Origin of the sequence: Halomonas sp. A020, from assembly GCF_027943625.1 — a bacterium.
Lineage (GTDB): Bacteria > Pseudomonadota > Gammaproteobacteria > Pseudomonadales > Halomonadaceae > Vreelandella > Vreelandella piezotolerans.
In genome coordinates, this window is record NZ_AP022850.1 from 2,639,974 (window position 1) to 2,663,099 (window position 23,126).

Consider the following 23,126-nt stretch of genomic DNA (forward strand, 5'->3'; position numbering starts at 1 on the left):
TGCGGTTGTGCCAACCCGGAAAACTGCTTTGTCCTCTTCAAGCTCTTCTTTATATCAATGGATTGATAATGCCGAGGCATTGGATGCCGCCTGTGAAGCGGTGGCCGGTGCTAGTGTCATTGCCCTCGATACCGAGTTTTTCCGTGAGAACACCTTCTTCCCCGTCCCAGCGTTGATTCAGTTTGCCAGTGATGACGTCGCTTATTTGGTCGATCCGCTCTGTACGCCCTGCACGGCCTCGTTCAAAGCGCTGCTGCAAAACGATGCGGTGAAACTGCTGCATGCTTGCAGCGAAGATCTGGAGGTTTTCCAGCATTGGGCGGGCGTTCTCCCTACACCGCTGGTGGATACCCAAGTCGCGCAGGCCTTTTTGGGGGAAAACCCCGGCATGGGCTATCAAAAGCTGGTCGAGCATTGGGTAGGTGAGACGCTGCCAAAAGAAGAAACGCGCTCCAACTGGTTGGAGCGGCCGTTGACGCCGTCTCAGTGTGAATATGCGGCGCTGGACGTCATCTATCTACTCCAGGTATGGCAACTTCAATCTGAGAAACTGGACGGTCTAGGACGACGGGAGTGGCTAGACAGCGAGTGCACCCATTTGATTGAGCAGGCAGGGCGCAGCGAGGAGAACGATGGTCAGTGGTATACTCGCCAGCGTCAGTTGTGGCGGCTTTCACCACGCCAACTCGAGGCGTATCGGCTGATGACCATCTGGCGTGAGGGTGAAACGCGTCGCCGCGATCTACCGCGTAACTGGCTGGTGAGCGATAAGCTGCTGTTTGCCATCGCCGAGAAGATGCCGAAAAACCGCTATGAGCTCGCCGAGATAGACGGCGTCAAACCGTCGCTGGTCAAAAAAGAGGGCGATGCCCTATTGGCGCTCGTCAAACAGGCGCTTCACTGTCCCGATAACGCGTTGCCAACACCCTGGCCTGACCCGATGCAACCTGCTTTCAAACGCCGATTCAAAATCATCAAAGGCGTGGTGACGGAAACGGCGTCTGAGCTGAACATCGCGCCTGAAATGTTACTGCGCCGACGGGATATCGAGGCGCTGGTCATGCAGCGGCTCGCGCACCAGCCGCTGACGGAGCTTAGCGGCTGGCGTGCCCGCTGCCTTACCCAGGCGATTCACCAAGCGCTCGAGGAGTCATCTTTATGAGTGAAAAGTTACTTTGCGAGATCTTTAAAAGTTCGCGCAAAGACGAAATGTATCTTTATGTGGACAAGCGTCAAGGTCTGGAGAGTGTGCCTGACGCGCTGATGGCTACGTTTGGTAAGCCATTGCCCGTGCTGACCATGATCCTGACGGCGGACAAGGCGCTTGCCCGAGTCAAAGCAGCCGACGTAATGACGGCCATCGATGAACAGGGGTTTTATTTGCAAATGCCGCCTGCCAAAGAGCCTTACTTACTCGACATTCATAGAGCACAGTCAGCTGACCGCTCGTGAACGAACGAAGGCAGCGTAGGGCATTATGAACTTTCTGGCCCACGCCTGGCTGGCACAGCCAGGCGACGATGGCTTTTTGTACGGCAATTTGATTGCCGATGGCGTAAAAGGCAGCGATCTCTCTGGGTGGTCGCCGAGTGTTGCAGGCGGTATTCGTCATCATCGCCGGGTCGATGCCTGGGTAGATCAGCACCCGAGTGTTTTGTTGGCCAAACGGCGTGCCCCGAAGACGCAGCGACGCTACGCGGGCATTGCGCTGGATATCGTCTGGGATCACTTCATTGCGCGCCAGCATGCAGGGGCCGAGCAATCCGCGTTGGTCGAGCGCTGCTATCGTTTACTGAGTGCTTGGCCTGCACCCCAGCGGCTGTCGACGATGATGCCGGTCCTGGTCGAGCAAGACTGGCTTCGCCGCTATGCGGATTTCGACTTTACCTGCCGTGCGGTATCGGGCATTGGGCAGCGGCTGTCAGGCGCTAATCGCTTGGCCGAGCTCGTTCCCTGGCTGCGTGAAGATTACGCTGCACTGGAACGCGATTTCAGTCGACTGTGGAGCGAGTGCCGCGCAGAGCTAACCAGCGATGGCGCTGAGAGTATTCACTAATAGACGTAACGGTTTGCTGAGGTGATAAGAGATGAATACCGCGCTTCGCGAGCGCTTTTGGGAGCGCTACCCGCTGGAAGAGCTCACTCAGCCCGAGTGGGAAGCGCTGTGTGATGGTTGCGGCCAGTGTTGTTTGCTCAAGCTGCACGATGACGAGACGAAAGAGCTCGCCATTCTGAACGTAGCTTGTAGGCTGCTGGATACCCATAGCTGTCAGTGCAGTGATTATGAGAACCGCTTTGATAGCGTGCCGGATTGTACGCAGCTAACGCCTGCGCTGGTCAAAGAGTTTACTTGGTTGCCGCAAACCTGTGGTTATCGGCGCGTAGCGGAAGGGCGAAAGCTGGCGGGTTGGCACCCATTGTTGAGTAACGATGCCGAGCGGGTGCACCGCAAAGGAGTGAGTGTGCGTGGGTTTGCCGTGTCGCAGGATGACGTGCCAGAGAAATATCTCGAAGAGCACATTATTGCCGTGATCCCGATGACATGATGTGATGCTCGTTGTGGTGTTTGCCTTCCTTGGCAATTCGGCCGCTAGCTGCCCTCTGGGTTAGCTGGCGGTTTTGCTTTTCGTGCTGTCCCAAATCGTTAGGAACGCTTCTTTCAGCGCCGAAGATTGAGGCCTGTTGGCACGCTGCTGAACGCTTTGCTTGGCTTTTTCTTGCGCCGCTGATGTGACCGGTGCGTCCCAGATGGTCAGAAACTTATCTTGATAATTCATGGTGTGCCTCGTCATGTTGGTTAGACGTTGGTATATGAAACTTATGGCTAGTATGACGTAAAAAAAGCGCCCTGTGAAGTTTTATGGAAAATGTTTTCATAAATAAACTCGACGCCAACACGTACTCATAAAAAAGCAGCGCCTCGGCGCTGCTGGTTTGCTGGTGTCAAGACTCACCCTTGGGGAGTCCTATGCTTGGCTAGCCAACCAATGAGGGTATTGAATGGCATGGGTTTGGCGAACAAATACCCCTGTAGAACGTCGCACTCCAGCGACAGTAAATGTCGCTCCTGTTGGCGGGTTTCGACACCCTCGGCAACCACGGTGAGCTCTAAATGATGAGCGAGTGCAATGATTCCCTGCACGACGGCGGCATCTTTGCCGTTGTCACCAATATTGATAATGAAACTGCGATCGATCTTGATTTTATCGATGGGTAAGTGGCGTAGGTAGCTAAGACTCGAAAACCCCGTGCCAAAGTCATCGATCGCAATACTGATCCCCATGTTTCGTAGCGCGTGCAGCGTATCGATGGCGGCGTCGGTGTCGTTCATTAAAATACCTTCGGTCAGTTCCAGCTCCAGTGCGGTGGGCGGGAGACCTGCGGCGTCGAGGGTGTTGCGTAGCGAGCTCAAAAAGCTAGGGCGATGAAATTGCATGGGAGATAGGTTGATCGCCATGCGGCAGTCGCTTGGTAGATCTGGTGGCAGTTTCATGAAGTCTTGGGCGGCACGCTCCATGACCCACTGACTCAAGCCGATGATTTGTCCCGTCTCCTCGGCGATGGGAATGAATAGCGCAGGTGAAATGGGGCCTTTGACAGGATGATTCCAACGAAGAAGCGCCTCGAAACCGCGTACATCACCCTCTCGACCCAGCAGTGGTTGATAATGCAGTTCGAATTGCTCTTGGCTGATGGCTTCTTGAAGGTCGTTTCTCAACGTGACGCGCTGTGTCAACTTCTGATTGATATCGTGTGTAAAGATTTGCTGGGTATTTCGCCCTTGCTGTTTGGCTTTGTACATCGCCATGTCTGCCTGTTGAAGCAGAGCCGCCGGATTATCGAGGCCCTCATCGCCGAGCGCGATACCGATACTCGCCGAGAGATAGAGTTCGTGCCGGTCGATGCGATAGGGCTGGGCGAGTTCTAAGAGCAAGCGTTCGGCCACCTCTTGTGCTTGATGGGGAGCGTCCAAATCAGGCAGCAGAAGCACGAATTCGTCGCCGCCAAAGCGACAAAGCGTATCCGAAGGGCGAATCACGTCCTCCAAACGACGTGCCACGTGGATCAATACTTGATCGCCGATGGCATGGCCCAACGTGTCATTGATCGGCTTGAATTCGTCCAAATCGATGAACAGCACGGCGAGCTGCTGATGGTGTCGCTTGGCTAAGTCGACGTCATGGCGTAAACGATCTTCGAACAGCGCCCGGTTGCCAAGTCCAGTAAGCGCATCGTGCGTGGCATGAAATGCCAGCTCGTTTTCGTGATCTTTTCGTTCTGAAATATCGTTGATAATGCCCACAAAGTGGGTCGCTTTGCCATCTTGCGCACGCACGGGGGATATGAACACGTTGTTCCAGAATGCGCGTCCATCTTTACGATAGTGACGAATCGTCAAGCTGATGTCTTGCTGATGGGTGAGCGCGTCTTGGATCTCTTGTACCTGTTTGGGGTCAGTATCTGGTCCCTTTAAAAAGTCATAATTTTGTTGCTGGGCATCGTCGAGTTCATAGCCGGTGATCGCAACGAAGGCAGGATTGACGTAAATGATCGGGAAGTCGTCGCCGCGAGCCTCACAAATCAACACGCCATTACTGCTCGCCTCCAGGCTGCGCTGAAAGATACGCAATTGCGCCTCGTTGAAACGCAGGGCGGTCATCTCTTTTACCACGCCGTACACGCCTACCACCGTTTCCATGACCACTGTCGGTAGAAACGAGATATCGACGAAGTGCAGTTGCCCTGTTTGGCTAGGAAGCTCGATTTCTATACGCTGTGCCACGCCGGTGAGCGCCTGGCTAAAGACTTCGTCGATCGATTCGCGCTGCTCGGTGGGCACGAAACTGTCAAGGTGTTGACCGATGATATCGGCTTCGCTCATGCCCATCAGCGTCAGGAGTGATTGGTTCACGCTGAGGAAGTGGCCGTCGATATCCAGCGAAAACACGCCGTCTGGATTTTGAGTAAACAGTGAGCGAAAGCGCTGTTCGCTGTCTTGTAGGGTTTGTTGGTGGTGATAACGCTCGATAGCCAAACGCATCAATCGCAGAGCGCTAGGTAACAGCGTTGGTTCGGTATCGGCGGTGTGGTTGGCTGCCGATGCGGGCATCTGCTGCGACAGCAGTACCACCACGCCCAAAGGCAGTGCCTCTGAGCCGCTTATGATGTGTACGTCGGCGCAAACATACCCATTCTCGGCCGCCATTTGGCTAAACGTCAGCGACGTGTTGGTATCTGGGGTCAAACGCGTCGTCGATTGCCCTTGCTGATGTAGTTCTCTGACCAGCGTGACGAGGCTCTCGCTGAAGGATAGCGAGTCTTGGAGGGCAAACGGTAGACTGCTGGAGAGTACTTCCACTCGGTAGGTCGCTGTGTTGTCTAGCCGCCATATGGCCGCGTGGCAGTGTGGGCTTTGTTGTTCCAAGAGCCGGCAAATTTGCAGAAGGGTGGCGCTGCAGGGCTCGTCGCGAGCAATCATGGCTTGGATGCGGTGCTGATCCTCCAGTGCCTCTTTGGCTTTGGCAAGCTCCCGTGTCCGCTGAGCTCTTGCCGCGATCAAGGCGAAGCTAAGCACCAGTTGATAGGTGAGTAGCAAACCCGCTATGCCGATACTGGCAGCAAGGAATTGAGCGACATCGAACGTAGGTGAAGGGCGCGGCCAAAGGCTCAAGTTTAGCGCCGCATCACCTGGCAGCCCAAGGCGCTGTTCGCTAAGGGGGGCGTCCTGTGGTCGTGCTTCTTGCTCATCTGTCGCGGTGTCGGCTGAGAGGATGGAACCGCCTGCATGGCTGATCGAAAGCGAGAAAGCTTGATCCGCAATTTGGGTCTCTTGAGTAATGAGATAGGCTATATCGATGACGGCCACGAGCTGAGCCCGCTCCTCGACCGAGGGGGTCACTGCCAAAAGAGCCATATCAGGGCGCTGTGGATCAGGAAAGAGCCACTGAACGGTTCGTGGCTGATTCAGCCAGCGTAATACCGACTGACTGACGAGCTGGTCATCCAGCCATAAAAGTTCGTTTTCCTGCTGAGCATGTCGCCAGACGTCTCGCGCTGAGGGGAGGAAGTAGGCCAGGGCGCGGATGCTGGGATAATCACGCCAGTAGCGAGCCACTTCCTGTTGGCGAAAGGTCTCCTCTTCGGGCAGGTTTTGCCAGCGTTCAGCGAGACGTTCAAGGATGACGGCACGAGAGTTCAGTGTACGTTCGACACTGGTGGTGACACTGGCGAGCGTGTTCTCTGCTTCTGTGCGGGTGGTGGCATGCTGACTCCAACTCAATAAAAACCAAGCGCTCATGCTCAGCGCTACACCCACGATGCCTGCCGCAACAGCGGCTTTGCTCAACGAGGCCGCCAAGTGTGGGACGTGCCGACTCACCATGATCATGGCCAAGCCAAACGAGAAACACAAAAAAGCGGGCAACGGAGCACTGGCGCGAGGCAGCCAGTTCGGCAGTGCGACACCTAAATTGTGGAGGAGCGTTATTGCACCGATCCCCCACAGCACCATCCCCCCGCTCAGCCATATGCGACGTTGCCAGGCACCTTTGGGTCCGACCCATAAACAGAACGCCGCGAGCAGGGAAATAGGCGCGGCTTGGCTGGGTAGCCTGGGCTGTCCGGTGAGCCAAGAGACGCCCGAGCTGCCAGCAAAGGAGTTATGGATAGCCGTATAAAGCGCTAACAACAACAGGGTAATGCCCGCGATACGTCGCCAGCGAGGGGCGTTTGCCATGACGGCGCTCAAGCCCAAGCCTGAGAGTAGGATGACGAGCGAACTATCGGGAAGTATCGCCAGTGCTTGCGGCTGGGGCAGGCGAGGCACAGTACCAAATATCAAGCTGGCACCACCGATAATGACCGTGGTGGTTAACAGCATGAGTAGGCCCGTCTGTAACGCTAACTCACGGTTATTGACATCCATTAGGCAGCGGCCACCTAAAACAGGGTGGGAATCGATATCGATATAGCGATTGCACAGTACAGGCCAATACTCTCAGCGATCCCCTAGGCTGGCAAGGCGCCATCCGTCGAAAGTCGGCTCTACAAGGTGCGCCTATCAACGCTAAATAGCGACTGCGTTTATAGTTTATCGGTTGGGGACATATAGCTTTACCATAGAGCTGTGTAGACTGGGGAAAGACCTCTCGATTTGCAAGGACACCTCATGACCGCTGCAACTTCTGCGCCTGTACCGCCCATTGTGGTAGGGGTCGGAGCCTCGGCTGGCGGGCTCGAAGCCATTTCCAACCTGATCCGACCGCTCGACCCTGCGTTGCCTATGGCGTTTGTTGTGCTGCAGCATGTGTCTCCTAATCACAAGAGTATGCTGGTGGAAATCCTCAGCCGAGAAACACGGCTGCAGGTGGTGAGGCTCGAACATCTACAGCGCCCTGAGCCAGGGGTCATCTATGTCGTGCCCGCCAACACCAACGCGACGATCAAAGAAGGTGCGTTTCACACGACGCCCGCGTTGCCCCATATCGTGCCTAAGCCCTCAATCAACGATTTTTTCTCATCATTAGCCAGTGATGCACATGAATCTGCCGTCGGCATCGTGCTATCTGGGACGGGATCGGACGGCACTGCCGGGTTGCGGGCGATCTTAGCCGCCGGTGGCATCACCATGGTGCAAACGCCAAGTAGCGCCAAGTACGATGGGATGCCCCAATCGGCGATTGATGCCGGGGTCATCGACTATATTCTCGACGTCGACGAGATGGCTGCTCGGCTGTCTGAGTTGGCGCGCCTAGAGTGCGCGAGCCTCGAAGGAAACCAAATAGCGGTGCCTCCGCGGGTGCTTTCGTTGTTAAAAGAGCGTCGCCATCTGGATTTTTCCGGCTACAAACTGGGCACGTTGAGTCGCCGGATCCGCCGTCGTATGGTGGCCACTCACGTCGCGGACATTCAGCAGTACGTTGCATTGTTGGAGCGCGACCCCTCTGAGCTTGAACAGCTTGGACGCGATATATTGATCTCCGTAACGGCTTTTTTTCGAGATACCACGGCGTTTGACGCGCTCAAACGAGTGATTCATTCCATGGTAGAAGAGGCCGATGCGGGCCCGCTGCGTATCTGGGTAGCGGGCTGTGCGACCGGCGAGGAGGCATACTCCCTTGCGCTGTTGATCGCTGAAGCGAAGCGCATGCTCGATAGCAGCGTGGTGGTGCAGATTTTTGCCACGGACATTGACGAATATGCACTAGAGATAGCCCGGCGTGGTCGTTACCTAAGCGCTGCATTAGAGGCGCTATCGCCCGACCTATTGGCCCGCTATTTCACACGCCTCGAACACTTTTATGAAGTGAACAAAACCTTGCGGGATATGATTGTGTTTGCAAAGCACAATTTGGTCGACGACCCACCCTTTTTGCGCTTGAGTCTGATTACCTGCCGGAACGTCTTGATTTACTTCGATAGTGAGCTTCAGTCTAAAGTCCTGCAGCGCTTCCATTTTGGTCTCAGGGTAAAAGGCACTCTGTTTTTAGGGCGTTCCGAGAGCATTGGACACTGTGAGCCACTGTTTACTCCAGTCGACCGTCGCGAACGACTATTTGCCAAACAGGGCGAAAGTCACGAGATCATGAATAACGCGCCGACGTCCAGAAGCATCATGTCTCCCGTGAAGCGCCAAGATCGAGACCTGCAGCAGCTATTGGATGCCCTAGTTGCGCACATGGGGATCACCGTGGCCTTATGCGATGCTCAGGGTAACGTTCAGCATACCGCCGGGGAGGTAAAACGTTTCTTACGCTTTCCTGCCGGACGCACGCAGGTGGGCATTCAGGATGTCATGATCGACCCTTTTTGCGGTGAACTGATGTCCTTGTTACACCAGTTCAACAAACAGCGAGCGCCACAGCTAGGGCGACGTCGGCGGCTTGACGATGAGTGGTGGCAGCTCAGCGTTCGTGGGCTTACCGACCAAGGAGACGAGCGGCGTATCTTGATCGTTTTGGCACCGCTGGCGGATATCGAAAAGCCAACTCGAATGCCGCTCGACCAGCTCATGGAGCCACCTTTACTCGATGGCGCCGATAGTTTAGAAGATGAGCTAGAGGCCACTCGCGAACATTTACAGTCGCTCATTGAAGAGCTAGCGACCGCCAATGAGGAGATGCAGTCGCTCAACGAAGAGGCCCAAGCGTCTAATGAAGAGCTTCAGGCCACGAACGAAGAGTTGGAAGCGTCCAACGAAGAGCTGCAAGCGACGAACGAAGAACTGATCAGCTTGAATGAAGAGCTCAACGTGAAAACCGGCGAGCTGACGAAGCTCAACGAAGAATATACCTATCTGTACGATGCGCTCGATTTTCCGCTACTAGTATTCGATGGTGCACTTTTTCTCAAACGCTACAATGCGCCTGCTGCACGCTCGTTCAATGTTCGTCCAACCGCGCTGATGCGCCATGTGTCGGGGCTTCGCTTACCGCAGGTGTTCGATGATCTAGAGAACGCCATGGCAGACGTTGCCCGGCAGGCTGCACCGGTGGAGAGCGTTATCGAACTCGAAGGGCGACTACTACAGCGGCTGATCACCCCCGGCATCAATCAGCAAGGGACGGTGGAGCTACTGGTCGTTACGTTGATGGACGTGACCGACCTGAGCCAAGTGCAAGCGAAGCTCAGACAATCTCAAGCGCAAATGCAAGCGCTGATGGAAAACAGCACGATCATGGTCGCGTTGAAAGATCTCAACGGACGCTACACGTTTGCCAATCCGCAGTTTCTCAAAACGTTTGGTCTCACGAAAGAGCAATTGATTGGGCGAAGTGTCTTCGAGCTTTTCCCAGACGCATACGCAGGCTCGGTATGGGCGCGGGACATGGATGCGGTGCGCTTTCAAAAAATCGTTGAGGCTGAGCATACGCTCCCCAGCGATCACGGCACTGCGCGTGTCTTGTCCTGCGTGCATCAAGTGCTACGTGACGAGCAAGGCCATCCCTACTTGATTTTGACTGAGTCTGAAGATATTACCGCGCGTAAACACGCCGAACGAGAAATGCTGGTGGCCTCGAAGGTCTTCGAGCAAGCTGGCGAGGCGATTGTCGTCATCGATGCCCAAGGCAATGTTAGGTCGGTCAATAATGCGTTTAGTCGCATTACGGGGTACGCGGCTGACGCTGTCGAGGGACAGCCCGCGCTACCCTTGCTGTACCGCGACGATGACAGCCAGGAGGGTAGGCAACGACGGGGCACTTGCTATGTGCTGTGGGACATCGTCAAACAGCACGGATATTGGCAGGGTGAAGTGTTCAACAAACGCCGAGACGGCACGTTATTTTCGCAGTGGCTAACGCTCAATATGATCGAGCCCGATAGCCAAGACGAAGCGCTATGTGTAGCGGTCTTTTCGGACATCAGCCATATCAAGGAGTCGCAGCGCCAAGCAGAGTATTTGGCCACCCACGATGCGCTGACCGGCTTGCCGAATCGAACGCTGTTTCAGGACCGTCTCAAAGTAGCGATTGCTCACGCCAAGCGTAGTGAGCAGGCCAGCGCACTAATGTTTTTGGATTTGGACAACTTTAAGAGTATCAACGATACCCTGGGGCATGACGTTGGGGATGAGCTGCTCATTCAAGTCGCGCATCGTCTGAAAGAGCTGGTGCGGGACATGGATACCGTTGCCCGCCTAGGCGGTGACGAGTTTACGGTCATCCTCGTGGATACCTCCATCGAAGGGGCCGAGCAGGTCGCTAAGCGGATTGTCGAGGCACTCTCCAAGCCTTTCGACGTGCGCCGTCATGCGCTGTTCGTGACCTCTAGCGTTGGCTTGGCGTTCTGCCCCGATGATGGTGACGACGTGGCTGGGCTCACCAAAGCCGCTGATACGGCAATGTATCGAGCCAAAGAGAATGGTCGTGATCGGTTCGAATTGTTTAAACCCGAGCTTCAAGCACGCCTGATGCGTGATGTCGCCATCGAGCATGCCCTGCGCGACGGAATGGAACACGACCGTTTACAGCTGGTGTACCAGCCGAAATTCGTCTGTGTCGACCAAGGCGCGTTATCCGGAGCCGAGGCGCTGCTGCGGTGGGTCGATCCCACGCTGGGACAGGTAAGTCCTGTCGATTTCATACCGGTGGCCGAAGCGACCGGCCTGATTCTGGAGCTGGACCGCTACGTAGCATTGCAATTGATTCGCCAATTGGCCAAGTGGCGTGACGATGGACTGACGCCGCCGCCAGTGGCCATGAACGTATCCGCGCGTAGTTTTCAAGAGGAGCGCTTCATTACGCATCTGTTCGGCTGCTTGAAACAGTACCGGGTGCCTTGCTCGCTCATTCAGGTGGAAATCACGGAAAGTACCCTAGTGGATCGGTCGAGTTCGGCGTTGGGCAATATCGAAAAACTGCGTGAAGCGGGCATTAAACTGGCCGTGGACGACTTCGGCACTGGTTACTCATCGCTAGCGTACTTGAAGCGGCTGCCCTTGGCCGAGTTGAAAATAGACAAAAGCTTCGTGGATGGTTTAGGGGAAAAAGACGAGGGTGATCGCGCCATTGCGCTGGCGATTTTGGGTATGGCAAAGGCCTTGGGCATTCGCACCGTGGGGGAGGGGGTCGAAACCTCCTCTCAATTAGCGTGGTTGATTGAAAACGACTGTGACTTTGTTCAAGGTTACCTACTCTCGAAACCGTTACCGCTGGCCGAATTCACGGCCTTGATTACCGGCAGTGGTCACCCCCACGATGCCCCCTCTCAGGATGTAGTGTCATGACCCAATCCCGTGGCTTTATCCACCACTGTGAGCAGGAGGCGCTACACCTTTCTGGCGCCATTCAGCCCCATGGTGTGCTGCTGATTACCGATGTCGATGGCACGGTCTCACACGTTTCGGCCAATGCAGAGACTCTATTGAGGGATGTGGAGCCCCAAGTAGGCCTGGGAAAGCCGTTGCCCGCCTTTCTTGACGGTATCGTCAAAACGCTCCCCAACCTAGGTCCTGGAGAGCGGCATGCGGGTCAATGCGAAACGCCCCGGCAAGAGTTCGATGTCGTGGTGACTCAGCATCATGGGCGCGGTTGGATCTATGAATTGTATCCTGTCGATGCCCATGCCGCACCGATGGTTGCCGTCAGCCCTCCTACGGCTGTGCCGGAGAGTGCTGATGAGCTGGCAAGCCAGTGTCAGGCGCTAATGGATAGCCTGCTGGCGGTGAGTGGTTTCGACCGGGTGCTCTATTACCGTTTCATGCCAGAGGGTGATGGTGAGGTGATCGCCGAGGCGCGTCGCGAGGGCGTGACGGGCAGCTATCGTGGGCTGCGTTTTCCCGCCAGCGACATACCCTATATCGCTCGCCAACTCTATTTGAAGAACCCGTGGCGTACGATTCCCGATGCCACGGCCGCCCCTGTACCGATCTATGCGACCCAGGCCGATGCAACGCCTGACTTGAGCTACGTCGACCTGCGCAGTGCCTCGCCAGTGCACTTGGAGTACATGGCCAATATGGGCGTTGAGGGTGCCGTCTCGCTACCGATCATCCAGGGGGGAGAGTTGGATGCGCTTATCTCTTGCCATGCTGCTATGCCCAAACAGCTTACGCTCAGCCAGCTTGAGTCCATACGTACGTTGAGTGAGGGGTTTAACTTACGTCTGCGCGATTTCAAAGCGCGTCGGCGTCAGCAAGTCATCGATGGTCTGCAGCGCTACTTCGATCACGCTAAGTCGGTGCTGATGCGTCACGGCGAGCTTGAAAGCGCCTGGGACGAGTTGAGCGAGTGGTTGATGGACACCTTCAGTGTAGATGGCGTCATACTGCAGATGGGGGAGGAGTACTACCAGCAAGGCGTAGGATTGACGCCTCATGTGATGGCGATGGTCGCGACCCAGGCTGCGAAGGAGTCCAGCAATGTTTGGGTCAGCGAGTGTCTGCAGCGTGACTGCCCGGGGATGCCGCTTAGTGAAGTGGCGGGTGTGGCATTGATCAGCGATCTTCCCTTCGACTCGCATCATACCGTCAATCTTTACTTATGCCGCGTGGAGCACATTTACAACGTCACCTGGGGAGGTAATCCCGATAAGCCGGTGGATTACCGCGAAGGAGGCAGCATGGTGTCACCAAGGCGGTCCTTCGAAGCTTGGGTCGAACAGCGACTGGGGCACAGCCGACCCTGGACCAAAAGTACCCGTCTTCATCTTTTAAAACTACGTGCGCTGCTCCAGCAAGCCAAGACAATACCGTGGCGGCAAAATGAAGCATAAAGATGCAGGGGGGCTACTGGCGCAGACACTAAGGCTCGCGACGAAAGCCGACCATCGCTGCATCGACCATCATCCGGCATTGGTGACACTGCTGAGTCCTCACCTTGATAGGACCCGCTTTGGACGTGGGCTTGCGGCGCTTTATCCTGCCATTGCCGGGCTGGAGTTTACGTTAGATCAGTCGCCAGTAGATGACGAAGCGCGCTATCCATTGACCCTGCGGGAGCCACTGCTTCGCCAGGACCTCGTAGGCCTGAATCAACCGCAGCAGTCGGCTTGGCCGTTCACCGCCCCCGCCAACGCATACGAAAAGGTGGGAATGATGTACGTGCTAGAGGGGTCTCGACTGGGCGGACAGCTGATTGGTCGGCATGTTCGGCGCTTACTGGGGGAGCAGGTGCCATGCCGTTTTTTTACCGATGTGCCGCTGACTCCCCACGCATGGGCTGCTTTTTGGCACTATGCCGAAGCCGTGTGTCCTGAGTCCACATGGCCCGACGTCGTTATGGGCGCTCGCCAAGCCTTTGGTGAGTTCAACCAAGCGCTCACTGCGGCGCTTCCCGCCGACGACGCCATTACGCCAGCCCTAGCGCCCATAGAATGAATGCGTCTTGGCGTGCGGCATCCCGCCAGGCTTTGAACCTGCCCGAGGCGCCACCGTGCCCACTGCTCATGTCGGTATGCAGTAGAATGGGCGCGTCTCCCTGCTGCGCCTGTGTGACGCGGGCGTAGAACTTGGCAGGCTCCCAGTAGCTCACCCGAGTATCGAACCAGCTTCCTTCGACCCATAGCGCTGGGTAGCGCTGCGGTTGGATGTTGTCGATAGGCGAGTAGCCCGCGATACGCTTGGCGACATTTGGGTCTTCCGGATTTCCCCACTCGGTATACTCGGCCGTGGTGAGCGGCAGCGCTGGGTTTTGCATGGTGCGCAGCACATCCAGAAAAGGCACATCCAATACGGCGGCACAGAACGCCTCGGGCGCGCGGTTAAGGCACGTGCCTACCAGTAGCCCACCGGCGCTGGCCCCATAGGCGACCACCCGCTCAGGTTGACTGACATGGGCGGTGACGAGGGCCTCACGGGCGGCTAAAAAGTCGTGAAAGCTGTTTTCTTTGTGGGCCATCTTGCCCTTCAAGTACCACGGTTCGCCGCGCTCACCACCACCCCGCACATGAGCCACGGCAAACGCGACGCCGCGTTCCAGAAGCTCCAGTCGGGCAATCGAAAACCAGGGGTCCAGTGCGTCCCCGTAGGCACCATAACCGTACAGCAGAGTGGGCAGCGGTTGGTCGGCCAAGTCGGTCCGCATGACCACCGAGATGGGCACCTGCTCCCCATCGTGGCTGGTCGCCCATACTCGGCGACTGGTCAATTGCTCAGGTGTCAGGTGGCCGTGAACGGCGACGCGCTTCAACAGTTTGCGTTGACCGCTATCGAGATCCAGGGCGTACCAGCTTGGCGGGCGGGTGAACGACTCTTCTCGTAGATGCAGCGTGCGCGTATCGAAGTGGGGCGAGTCTTCCAGAAGCTGTGAGCAAAGCGTTTCCGGCAGCGCCAAATAGCCATCGAATAGGAAATGATGTTGCGCATCCAGTTCCACACGGCGCAACCTTACCTGTGCATCTTGATGGCTGCGCTCGGCCAGAATTAGCCCCCATGAGAATGCATCCATACCTTCGAGCGTTGCATCGTCGCGGTGAGGAATCAGCGTTTGCCAAGGCGCCTGTGGGTTGCTCAGCGAATCGGTGCGGATGTCTAACTGGAAGTGTGGTCCCGTTTGGTTGTTCAAGCGATAGAACGTGCCAGGGCGATGATCGATACTTACCTCTACACCCGGTTGGCGAGCATGAAGACATACCGGCGGGACGGCTGGCCGGTGGGCTGGAAGAGCAAGCACTTCCGTGGTCTCCTTCGAGCCAGTTTCGATCATTAACCAGGCTTTCGAGCGTGTTTTGCCCACGCCGACCCAGAATTCCGGATCGGCTTCGCGGAAGATCAATTCAGGAGATGGCTGACCCCCGTCCTTGGCAAAAGCGACCCACAGACGCCATAAGCTGTCTGGTCGTTGGGTATCGTCGAAGCGGGTGAATAGAAGCGTGGCACCCTCGGCGCTTTGGTCTTCCGCCCAGCATACGCTAGGGCCGATATCGCTAAGTAGCTGACGGGGCGCTCCGTTAGGCAGCCTTTTCAACCACAGCGTAAAACGCTCGTCACCCTGAGTGTCTTCCGTCCAGGCCAGCCACTGCTCGTCGGGAGAGAGGGCCATGTCCCCCATATCAAAGAACGGCTGATGAGCAGCGCGCTCGCGGACATCGAGAAAACAGGTTTTTTGCTCTGGCTGGCCGTTGGGGTAACGCCACCAGCAAGGGTAATCATCTTCCGCGCCGGTCTCGCTCCAGAACGTAAAGTGGTCAAGCGCTGTCTCTAGACTCTTGACCGCTAACTCCCTACGTGCAAGGTGCGAACGGTAGAGCGTATCCGCTAGGGGTGAGAGGGGGGCAAACCAGTCGGCATGCTGCTGGTTGGCCGCAGTGATGAAATCGCTGACGTCAGTGCTCTCGCGGTCTTCTAACCAGTGCCATTCAGGATCATCGGCGCGATAATAGTGCGCGACGGGCGAGCCTTCGTGCATACCAGGCTGTGCTTTCATAAATTGACAGGTACCATAACGGGAAATCAACGTCGGGTGATTCCACCCACATGAGGGGTATTATGCTGTTTGCAGACTCAATGTCACTGCTGTGGTTAAGTTATTACGGTCTTTCACTGCTGGTTCTGTTAGCGGTGTACTTTGCGTTGGCCCTGTTTCCACGTCTGCCAAGATTAGTGATCACCTGGTGCGTGGCGGGCGCCATGTGGATGCCTGCGAACTACCGCTTGCCGCTGGTTGAGGAGGGGGAGTTTTATACCGGCTGGGCGCCCTCGGCGATGGTGGCGGCCGTTGGTTTCTTTGAGCACAGCGCAAGCGCCATGCGCACCGGGCTGCTGTGGGCCGTGCTGGGCGTAGCGCTGGGGGCAGGCATTGGCATCGCGCTGTGGTGGTGGCGTCGCCCGTTGCCTGAAGAGCACACCCCGCCGCGCCATCAAGCGGAAGAGGCCCCCCAGCCGACACGTCGCCGTGAACCGGTCATCCGCTAGTGGGAGAAGCAGCAAAGGAGCGCGCCCATGTGTGAATTGCTGGGCATGAGTGCCAACGTGCCCACCGATATTTGCTTCAGCTTCTCAGGCTTCTTGCACCGCGGTGGAGGCACAGGCCCGCACCGCGACGGTTGGGGTATCGCCTTTTATGAGGAGGGCGGCTATCGCGAATTCAGAGACCCTCACCCGTCCGTGGATTCACCGATTGCCCGCTTGATCTGTGAGTATCCGATCAAATCCAACGTCGTCATCAGTCATATTCGCCAAGCCAACGTGGGCGGGGTAAGGCTGGCCAACACGCATCCGTTTACCCGTGAAATGTGGGGTCGGCCTTGGTGTTACGCTCATAATGGTCAACTGAGCAACTGGCAGTCGCTGCCCTTAGGGATGTACACCCCGGTGGGCAATACCGATAGCGAGCATGCGTTTTGCTGGATCATGGGTGAACTGCGGCGCACGTTTCCTATGCCACCGGCTTCGCCAGAGGCACTATGGGAAACACTGCATTCACTATGTGAGCAGCTCAGGGGTTTAGGCGTTTTTAATTTACTCCTTTCTGACGGCGTCTATCTTTATAGCTATTGCACCACCAAGTTGGCGCACATCACTCGGCGTGCGCCCTTTGGTGAGGCGGAGCTATCTGATGCTGAGATGACGGTCAATTTCATCGAGCATACGACGCCCAACGATATCGTATCGGTCATTGCGACTGAGCCGCTCACTCAAAACGAGGCATGGCAGCGCATGGTGCCAGGGGAGTTACTGGTATGGCGTGAGGGAGAAATCAGCGCGCGGTATTGTCCATAATGCAATAGGGTTCGAAGGGTATAAGCTAAAGTTGAAACGTAAGTTTCAATCGATCGTTTTACAGTGCCCTAAACGTCGTATATCGTTGGCATTTAGTCGCTTTATACAACCCCACCACAATAACAAGGTCGGTCTCATATCGACACGGATAGCGGAGATAGCCCATGAGCGAACACGCCAACACCTCTATTTTAAGCGGACCAGCGCTTGAAGGGTTGGAAGACTACCACTCTATTACGGATGTTTTTCACTCAGCCGTCTCACGTTTTTCAAGCAAGCCCGCGTTTACCTGCATGGGCAAAACGCTGAGTTTTTCCGACCTTGACCGTCTTTCGGCTCACTTCGCGGCTTGGCTTCAGCATGAGACCGACTTGGTGCCAGGAGACAGGATCGCCATCCAGTTGCCGAACGTGCTTCAGTTCCCCGTGGCAGTGTTTGGTGCCTTGCGGGCGGGGCTCGTGGTGGTCAACACCAACCCGCTGTATACCGAGCGGGAGATGGCGCACCAGTTCAAAGACTCCAATGCCAAGGCCATCGTGATCTTGGCCAATATGGCCGACAAGCTAGAAAAAGTGCTCGATAAAACGGACATTAAGCATGTATTGGTAACGCAGCTTGCCGACCTGCACGATGCCCCCAAGCGTTGGCTCATCAATGCCGTCGTGAAGCACGTCAAGAAAATGGTGCCTGCCTACTCGCTGCCCAGCGCCGTTGGCTTTAGAGACGCACTGAAGAAAGGCGCGTCGCTAAAGCACACCCCCGTGGAGCGCACGTTGGAGGATTTGGCAGCGCTGCAGTACACGGGCGGCACGACCGGTATGCCTAAAGGGGCCATGCTGACCCATCGCAATCTGGTGGCGAACATGCTACAGGCCCGTTCAGCCATCGGTGAACATCTCACCGATGGTGAAGAGCTGGTGATTGCGCCGTTGCCTGTCTACCACATCTACACCTTTACCGTGAACTGCTTGTTCCTGATGGAAACCGGCAATCACTCGCTGCTCATCACCAATCCTCGAGATTTGCCCAATTTCGTTAAAGAACTCAAAGGGCTGCCGTTTACCGGTTTTATCGGCCTCAATACGCTATTTAATGCGCTATGTAATCGTGATGACTTCAAACAGCTCGACTTCTCCAAATTGAAACTGACCATTTCCGGCGGCATGGCGCTGACCAAGGCGGCTGCTCAGCGCTGGGAAGAGACCACCGGTTGCCCGATCGCCGAAGGCTACGGCCTTACCGAGACGTCGCCTATCGTCAGCTTCAACCCCAACGATGCCATTCAATTGGGCACCATTGGCAAACCGGTCGCGGGTACGTCGGTGAAAGTGGTGGATGGCGATGGCCAAGATATGCCGTTTGGAGAGCCAGGGGAGCTGTGTGTGAAGGGCCCTCAGGTCATGAAAGGTTATTGGCAGCGTGAAGAGGAAACGCGTAACGCCATCGATGATGACGGCTGGTTCCGGACAGGAGATATCGCTGTATTACAGAGCGACGGCTACATCAAAATCGTGGATCGTAAGAAGGACATGATTTTGGTGTCGGGTTTCAACGTCTACCCCAATGAGGTCGAGGACGTCGTCGCAGCACATCCAGATGTGTTGGAAGCAGCGGCCGTGGGCGTCGCCGATGAGAACGCGGGTGAGGCCATCAAGCTATTCGTGGTGTCGAAAAACAGCCAGCTCGATGCCGAGACGTTACGGGCTTGGTGCAAGAAAGAGCTAACTGCGTACAAAGTGCCCAAATACATCGAGTTCCGCGATGAGCTACCGAAGACCAACGTTGGCAAGGTGCTGCGGCGCCAACTGCGTGATCAGGAAAAGCCTTCTACGCCATAAAGCTTGAGTACTCGGTCAAGCGGACGTTAGGCGTCTCGTTCGCGAAAGCGTTACAATGGTCGGCCCACTTGCAAGTGGGCCGACGTTTATTCTGAGATGGAACCGAGCCTAACGTGACCACCGACACGCACTCATCCCGTATCGACATCCTGCAAGACAACGCTTCCTCACTAGCAACGCTCAAGGCGTCGCTAGATCACGTCATGCGGCGTGATCAGGAGCGGCTCTCGCGTCGGGTGGCGGGCCTACGGCGGCGGCAGCGAGAGAACAAACCGATCGACCGCGGTTTGAACGAGGTGGAGCGGGAGGTCGACCAAGCCAAGCAATTGCTGGCCCAGCGGGAAAGCCTCCGCGTGACGCTGGATTACCCGGCAGAGCTGCCGGTGGTAGAGCGCCGTGAGGATATTCTCGCCGCGATCCGTGACCATCAAGTGGTGGTCGTGGCCGGGGAGACGGGGTCGGGTAAAACCACTCAGTTACCTAAAATGTGTCTGGAGCTGGGTCGTGGCCGTAAAGGGTTGATTGGCCATACTCAGCCACGGCGTCTGGCGGCGCGCAGCGTCGCGGGGCGTCTGGCGGAGGAGTTGAGCGTACCACTAGGCGAGCAAGTAGGCTATCAGGTCCGTTTCAACGACCAAAGCTCACCGAGCACGCTCGTCAAGCTGATGACCGACGGAATCCTGCTGGCCGAGACTCAACACGATCCTCTGCTGCTCCGTTACGACACGCTGATCATTGACGAAGCCCACGAGCGCAGCCTGAACATCGATTTCTTGCTTGGCTACCTCAAACGGTTGCTGCCTAAGCGTCCTGATCTGAAAGTCATCATCACCTCGGCCACAATCGATGTGGAGCGTTTTGCGGCGCATTTCGGCACGCCTGAAACGCCAGCGCCGGTGGTCGAGGTGTCGGGCCGAACGTTCCCGGTAGACGTGCATTACCGTCCGTTGGCGCGCAGCGATGAGGATGAAGAGGACCGCACACTGCAAGAAGGCATCGTTCACGCCGTGCGAGAAATCGAAACGATCGAACGAGAAAAAGGCTGGCTGCATGGCCCCCGGGACGTACTGGTGTTTTTACCCGGCGAGCGGGAGATCCGTGAAACTGCCGATACGTTGCGCCGTGCTGACTTGAAAGGCACCGAGATTTTGCCGCTGTACGCGCGCCTCTCCAACGAAGAGCAGAATCGGGTGTTTGCTCCTCACCGGGGACGGCGGATCGTACTGGCGACGAACGTGGCCGAAACCTCACTCACCGTGCCGGGGATACGCTACGTCATTGACCCGGGCCTTGTGCGCATCAGCCGTTACAGCTACCGGGCAAAAATTCAGCGACTGCCCATCGAGCCAGTCAGCCAGGCCAGCGCCAATCAGCGCAAGGGCCGCTGCGGCCGGATCGCCGAAGGCGTCTGTATTCGTCTTTACGACGAAGAGGATTTTCTGTCTCGGCCCGCGTTCACCGACCCGGAGATCCAGCGTACCAACCTGGCGTCGGTCATTTTGTCGATGCTGGCACTCAAGCTAGGCAGTATCGAAGACTTCCCCTTCGTCGACCCGCCCGATAGTCGCTTCGTCAAAGATGGCTTTAGGCTGCTTTTCGAGCTCGGTGCCGTCAACGAGAAGCAGCAACTGAGCACACTGGGCCGTAAGCTGGCGAAGCTGCCCATCGACCCTCGCTTGGCCCGTATGGTGTTGGCTGGTGCAGAGCGGGGCTGCCTGCGTGACGTACTGATTGTCGTATCGGCGCTGGCGATTCAAGACCCCCGCGATCGGCCCGCCGACAAGCGCCAAGCCGCCGACCAGGCGCATCAGCGCTGGCACGATCCGGATTCCGACTTCGTGGCGTTGTTGAACTTGTGGCATGGCATTGATAACGCCCGCGATGCGCTATCCGGCAACCAGCTGCGCCGCTGGTGTCGCGAGCACTACATCAACTACCTGCGCATGCGCGAGTGGCACGATACGTTTCGCCAGCTACGCCAGCTGTTGCGGGATATGGATATCGAGGTGCCCGCACCGCTACCCCGTGATGAGAACGAAAGCGAAGAGCAGGCCAAGCAAGCCAGACGGAAAACGTCCGGTAAGCTGCATCAGGCGTTACTATCGGGTCTGCTCTCCCATTTGGGCACGTTACTTGAAAACCGCGAGTACCTCGGCGCGCGAAACCGCAAGTTCATGATTCATCCAGGCTCAGGGCTGGCCAAGAAAACCCCCAAATGGGTCATGGCCTTCGAGTTGATCGAAACCACCAAGCTGTTTGCCCGCACCGTCGCCAAAATCGACCCCCAATGGATCGAACCGCAGGCGGAACACTTGGTGAAACGCAGCTACAGTGAGCCTCACTGGGAGATGAAGCGTGCCCAGGTGGTCGCCTTCGAGCAGGTCACTCTGTTTGGCCTACCTATCGTAGCGCGCCGTCGTGTTCATTATGGGCCCATTGCGCCACAGGAGTCGCGGGAGCTGTTCATCCGCCGGGCGCTAGTGGAAGGCGAGTTTCAAACCAAAGGGGCGTTCTTCGCCCATAATCGTGCGCTAATCGATGAAGTCGAAGCGCTAGAAGATCGCGCCCGTCGGCGGGATATTCTCGTTGACGAAGAGACGCTCTTTGCCTTCTACGACGAGCGCATACCCGCAGATGTCGTCAATGGCAAGGGCTTCGAGCACTGGCGTAAGCAGGCCGAGCGTCAGGACCCTGAGCTGCTCAAGTTCGATATCGATGCTCTCAAGGCCCGGGATGCCCATGACGTCACTCTGGCGCAGTATCCAGATCATTTAACGCTGTCTGGCGTCGCGTACCCGGTCAGTTACCACTTCGACCCGGATGCCGCCGACGATGGCGTGACCCTAACCGTGCCTGCGGCCATGCTACCGCAGTTGCCCGTTCATGCCCTTGAGTGGTTGGTGCCGGGGCTTCTACGCGAGAAGTGTATTGCGCTTTTGAAATCGCTGCCGAAAAGCATTCGTCGTCAGGTAGTGCCCATTCCTGACTGGGTCGATGCTGCATTGGAGACGCTAGCGCCCGATGAGCGGCCGCTTACCGAAGCGTTGGGTGAGTTCATTCGCCGACGTACCGGCACCCGTGTTCATCCAGACGATTGGCGTCTCGATTTGCTACCCCCGCACCTGATCATGAACGTGCGAGTGGTCGATCATGCGGGTGACATGCTTGGCCAGGGGCGCGACGTGAGGGCACTAGAGAAGCGTTTCGAAGAGGCGGCTAGTGCAGGGGCCCAGGCGTTGGCCGATCAGGCAAGCCAAGCGCCTTCGATGGACGAACTACCTCAGACACCGCTGCCCGAGTCGCGTGTGACCACGCAAGCGGGCATTCGTGTAGAAGCCTATCCAGCGCTGGTCGCCAATGGGCATCATTTCAACGTCAGCCTGTTCGATCACCCTGCGAAAGCCACTGCGGCCCACCAAGAGGGCGTTGCCCGGTTAGCCATCGCAAAGCAGCCCGAGCAAGTGAAAGCGATCAAACGCTTGCCTGGGGTGGAAAAGTGCGCGCTGCTATTTGCTAAAGTAGGCACTAAGCAGGTGCTCGTGGACGACTTGCTGCTAGCAGTGTTTACCCAGGTGGTGGCGACACATCCGCTGCCGCGCTCTGCCCCTGAGCTCGCCGAGCGTCTCAATAGGACCGGCGAATCGCTGATTCCCTATGCGGTAACGCTTTTGGAGCGGGTTGAAAACGCCTTGAAAGGGCATTTAGCCGTCACCAAGGTGCTTAAAGGGAAGCTCAATTTTGCGCTAGCGCTCGTTTACAGTGATGTGAGCGCACAGATGCAGCGGTTGGTCTATCCTGGCTTCATTCGCGATGCTGGGGAGTGGCTCGATGAGTATCCACGCTATACCGAAGCCGCGTTGATTCGCCTTGAAAAGGCGGCCCGCGAACGAGGTCGTGATCAAATGATGATGCAGGATGTCCAGGCGCTCGAAGAACGCTTCGACGCGCGACGCAAAAGCGAGCGACGCGGTAACGCTGAAGACCCGGCACTCGTGGTATTCGGCTGGTGGCTCCAGGAGCTGCGTGTTTCTCTGTTTGCGCAGCAGCTCGGAACAAAAATGCCGGTGTCAGTAAAGCGCCTGGAAAAACGCTGGGAAGAGATCACGCATCCCTAACACAGCGTTCGTCAG

At 56.7% G+C, this 23,126-nt stretch carries 14 protein-coding genes; 11 read left to right on the forward strand and 3 right to left on the reverse strand.

What is annotated here, in order from left to right; genetic code table 11:
* Nucleotides 1–28 precede the first annotated feature (28 nt).
* Genes rnd through FRH_RS12365 form a run of 4 tightly spaced genes read left to right on the forward strand, consistent with a single transcriptional unit; the run spans nt 29 to nt 2,546 of the window.
* A complete protein-coding gene (gene rnd / locus FRH_RS12350; protein WP_281996955.1) occupies nt 29–1,162 on the forward strand; it encodes a ribonuclease D in 1,134 nt (377 codons plus the stop codon).
* Complete coding sequence (locus FRH_RS12355; RefSeq protein ID WP_281996956.1) at nt 1,159–1,452, forward strand: YcgL domain-containing protein; 294 nt, start codon at nt 1,159–1,161, stop codon at nt 1,450–1,452. The genes rnd and FRH_RS12355 overlap by 4 nt, the downstream gene beginning before the upstream one ends.
* Before the next feature lie 25 nt (nt 1,453–1,477).
* Nucleotides 1,478–2,056: an ACP phosphodiesterase gene (locus FRH_RS12360; protein ID WP_281996957.1), complete on the forward strand. Its 579-nt coding sequence runs from the start codon at nt 1,478–1,480 to the stop codon at nt 2,054–2,056.
* A gap of 31 nt (nt 2,057–2,087) precedes the next feature.
* On the forward strand, nt 2,088–2,546 hold the full coding sequence (locus tag FRH_RS12365) for a YcgN family cysteine cluster protein (protein ID WP_139525621.1): 459 nt from the start codon (nt 2,088–2,090) through the stop codon (nt 2,544–2,546).
* Nucleotides 2,547–2,606: 60 nt separating this feature from the next.
* On the opposite strand, the gene FRH_RS12370 is transcribed toward FRH_RS12365, so the two are convergent.
* On the reverse strand, nt 2,607–2,777 hold the full coding sequence (locus tag FRH_RS12370) for a hypothetical protein (protein WP_168444442.1): 171 nt from the start codon (nt 2,775–2,777) through the stop codon (nt 2,607–2,609).
* 173 nt (nt 2,778–2,950) lie between these two features.
* A complete protein-coding gene (locus FRH_RS12375) occupies nt 2,951–6,925 on the reverse strand; it encodes an EAL domain-containing protein (RefSeq protein WP_281996958.1) in 3,975 nt (1,324 codons plus the stop codon).
* Between the two features lie 243 nt (nt 6,926–7,168).
* On the opposite strand from FRH_RS12375, the gene FRH_RS12380 reads away from it, so the two are divergent.
* From FRH_RS12380 to FRH_RS12390, 3 genes are read left to right on the forward strand one after another with little or no spacing between them, the layout of a single operon-like run.
* Nucleotides 7,169–11,725 (forward strand): EAL domain-containing protein, encoded by a 4,557-nt coding sequence (locus tag FRH_RS12380; protein WP_139525623.1) that lies wholly within the window; start codon nt 7,169–7,171, stop codon nt 11,723–11,725.
* Nucleotides 11,722–13,212 carry a GAF domain-containing protein gene (locus FRH_RS12385; protein WP_139525624.1) on the forward strand — a complete coding sequence of 497 codons (1,491 nt, stop codon included), beginning with the start codon at nt 11,722–11,724 and terminating at the stop codon, nt 13,210–13,212. The genes FRH_RS12380 and FRH_RS12385 overlap by 4 nt, the downstream gene beginning before the upstream one ends.
* Nucleotides 13,202–13,816 carry a biliverdin-producing heme oxygenase gene (locus FRH_RS12390; protein ID WP_139525625.1) on the forward strand — a complete coding sequence of 205 codons (615 nt, stop codon included), beginning with the start codon at nt 13,202–13,204 and terminating at the stop codon, nt 13,814–13,816. Before FRH_RS12385 ends, FRH_RS12390 begins: the two co-directional genes overlap by 11 nt.
* Here the strand turns inward: FRH_RS12390 and FRH_RS12395 are convergent.
* A complete protein-coding gene (locus FRH_RS12395; RefSeq protein ID WP_139525626.1) occupies nt 13,788–15,863 on the reverse strand; it encodes a prolyl oligopeptidase family serine peptidase in 2,076 nt (691 codons plus the stop codon). The genes FRH_RS12390 and FRH_RS12395 overlap by 29 nt on opposite strands.
* 62 nt (nt 15,864–15,925) lie before the next feature.
* Here FRH_RS12395 and FRH_RS12400 point away from each other — a divergent pair, with 62 nt between their 5' ends.
* From FRH_RS12400 to hrpA, 4 genes are all read left to right on the forward strand, one after another.
* On the forward strand, nt 15,926–16,351 hold the full coding sequence (locus FRH_RS12400) for a hypothetical protein (protein WP_139525627.1): 426 nt from the start codon (nt 15,926–15,928) through the stop codon (nt 16,349–16,351).
* Nucleotides 16,352–16,378: 27 nt separating this feature from the next.
* Nucleotides 16,379–17,158 carry a class II glutamine amidotransferase gene (locus tag FRH_RS12405; protein WP_139525628.1) on the forward strand — a complete coding sequence of 260 codons (780 nt, stop codon included), beginning with the start codon at nt 16,379–16,381 and terminating at the stop codon, nt 17,156–17,158.
* Between the two features lie 164 nt (nt 17,159–17,322).
* Nucleotides 17,323–18,996 carry an AMP-binding protein gene (locus tag FRH_RS12410; protein ID WP_139525629.1) on the forward strand — a complete coding sequence of 558 codons (1,674 nt, stop codon included), beginning with the start codon at nt 17,323–17,325 and terminating at the stop codon, nt 18,994–18,996.
* 203 nt (nt 18,997–19,199) lie between these two features.
* A complete protein-coding gene (gene hrpA, locus FRH_RS12415; protein ID WP_281998163.1) occupies nt 19,200–23,111 on the forward strand; it encodes an ATP-dependent RNA helicase HrpA in 3,912 nt (1,303 codons plus the stop codon).
* Nucleotides 23,112–23,126: the final 15 nt, after the last annotated feature.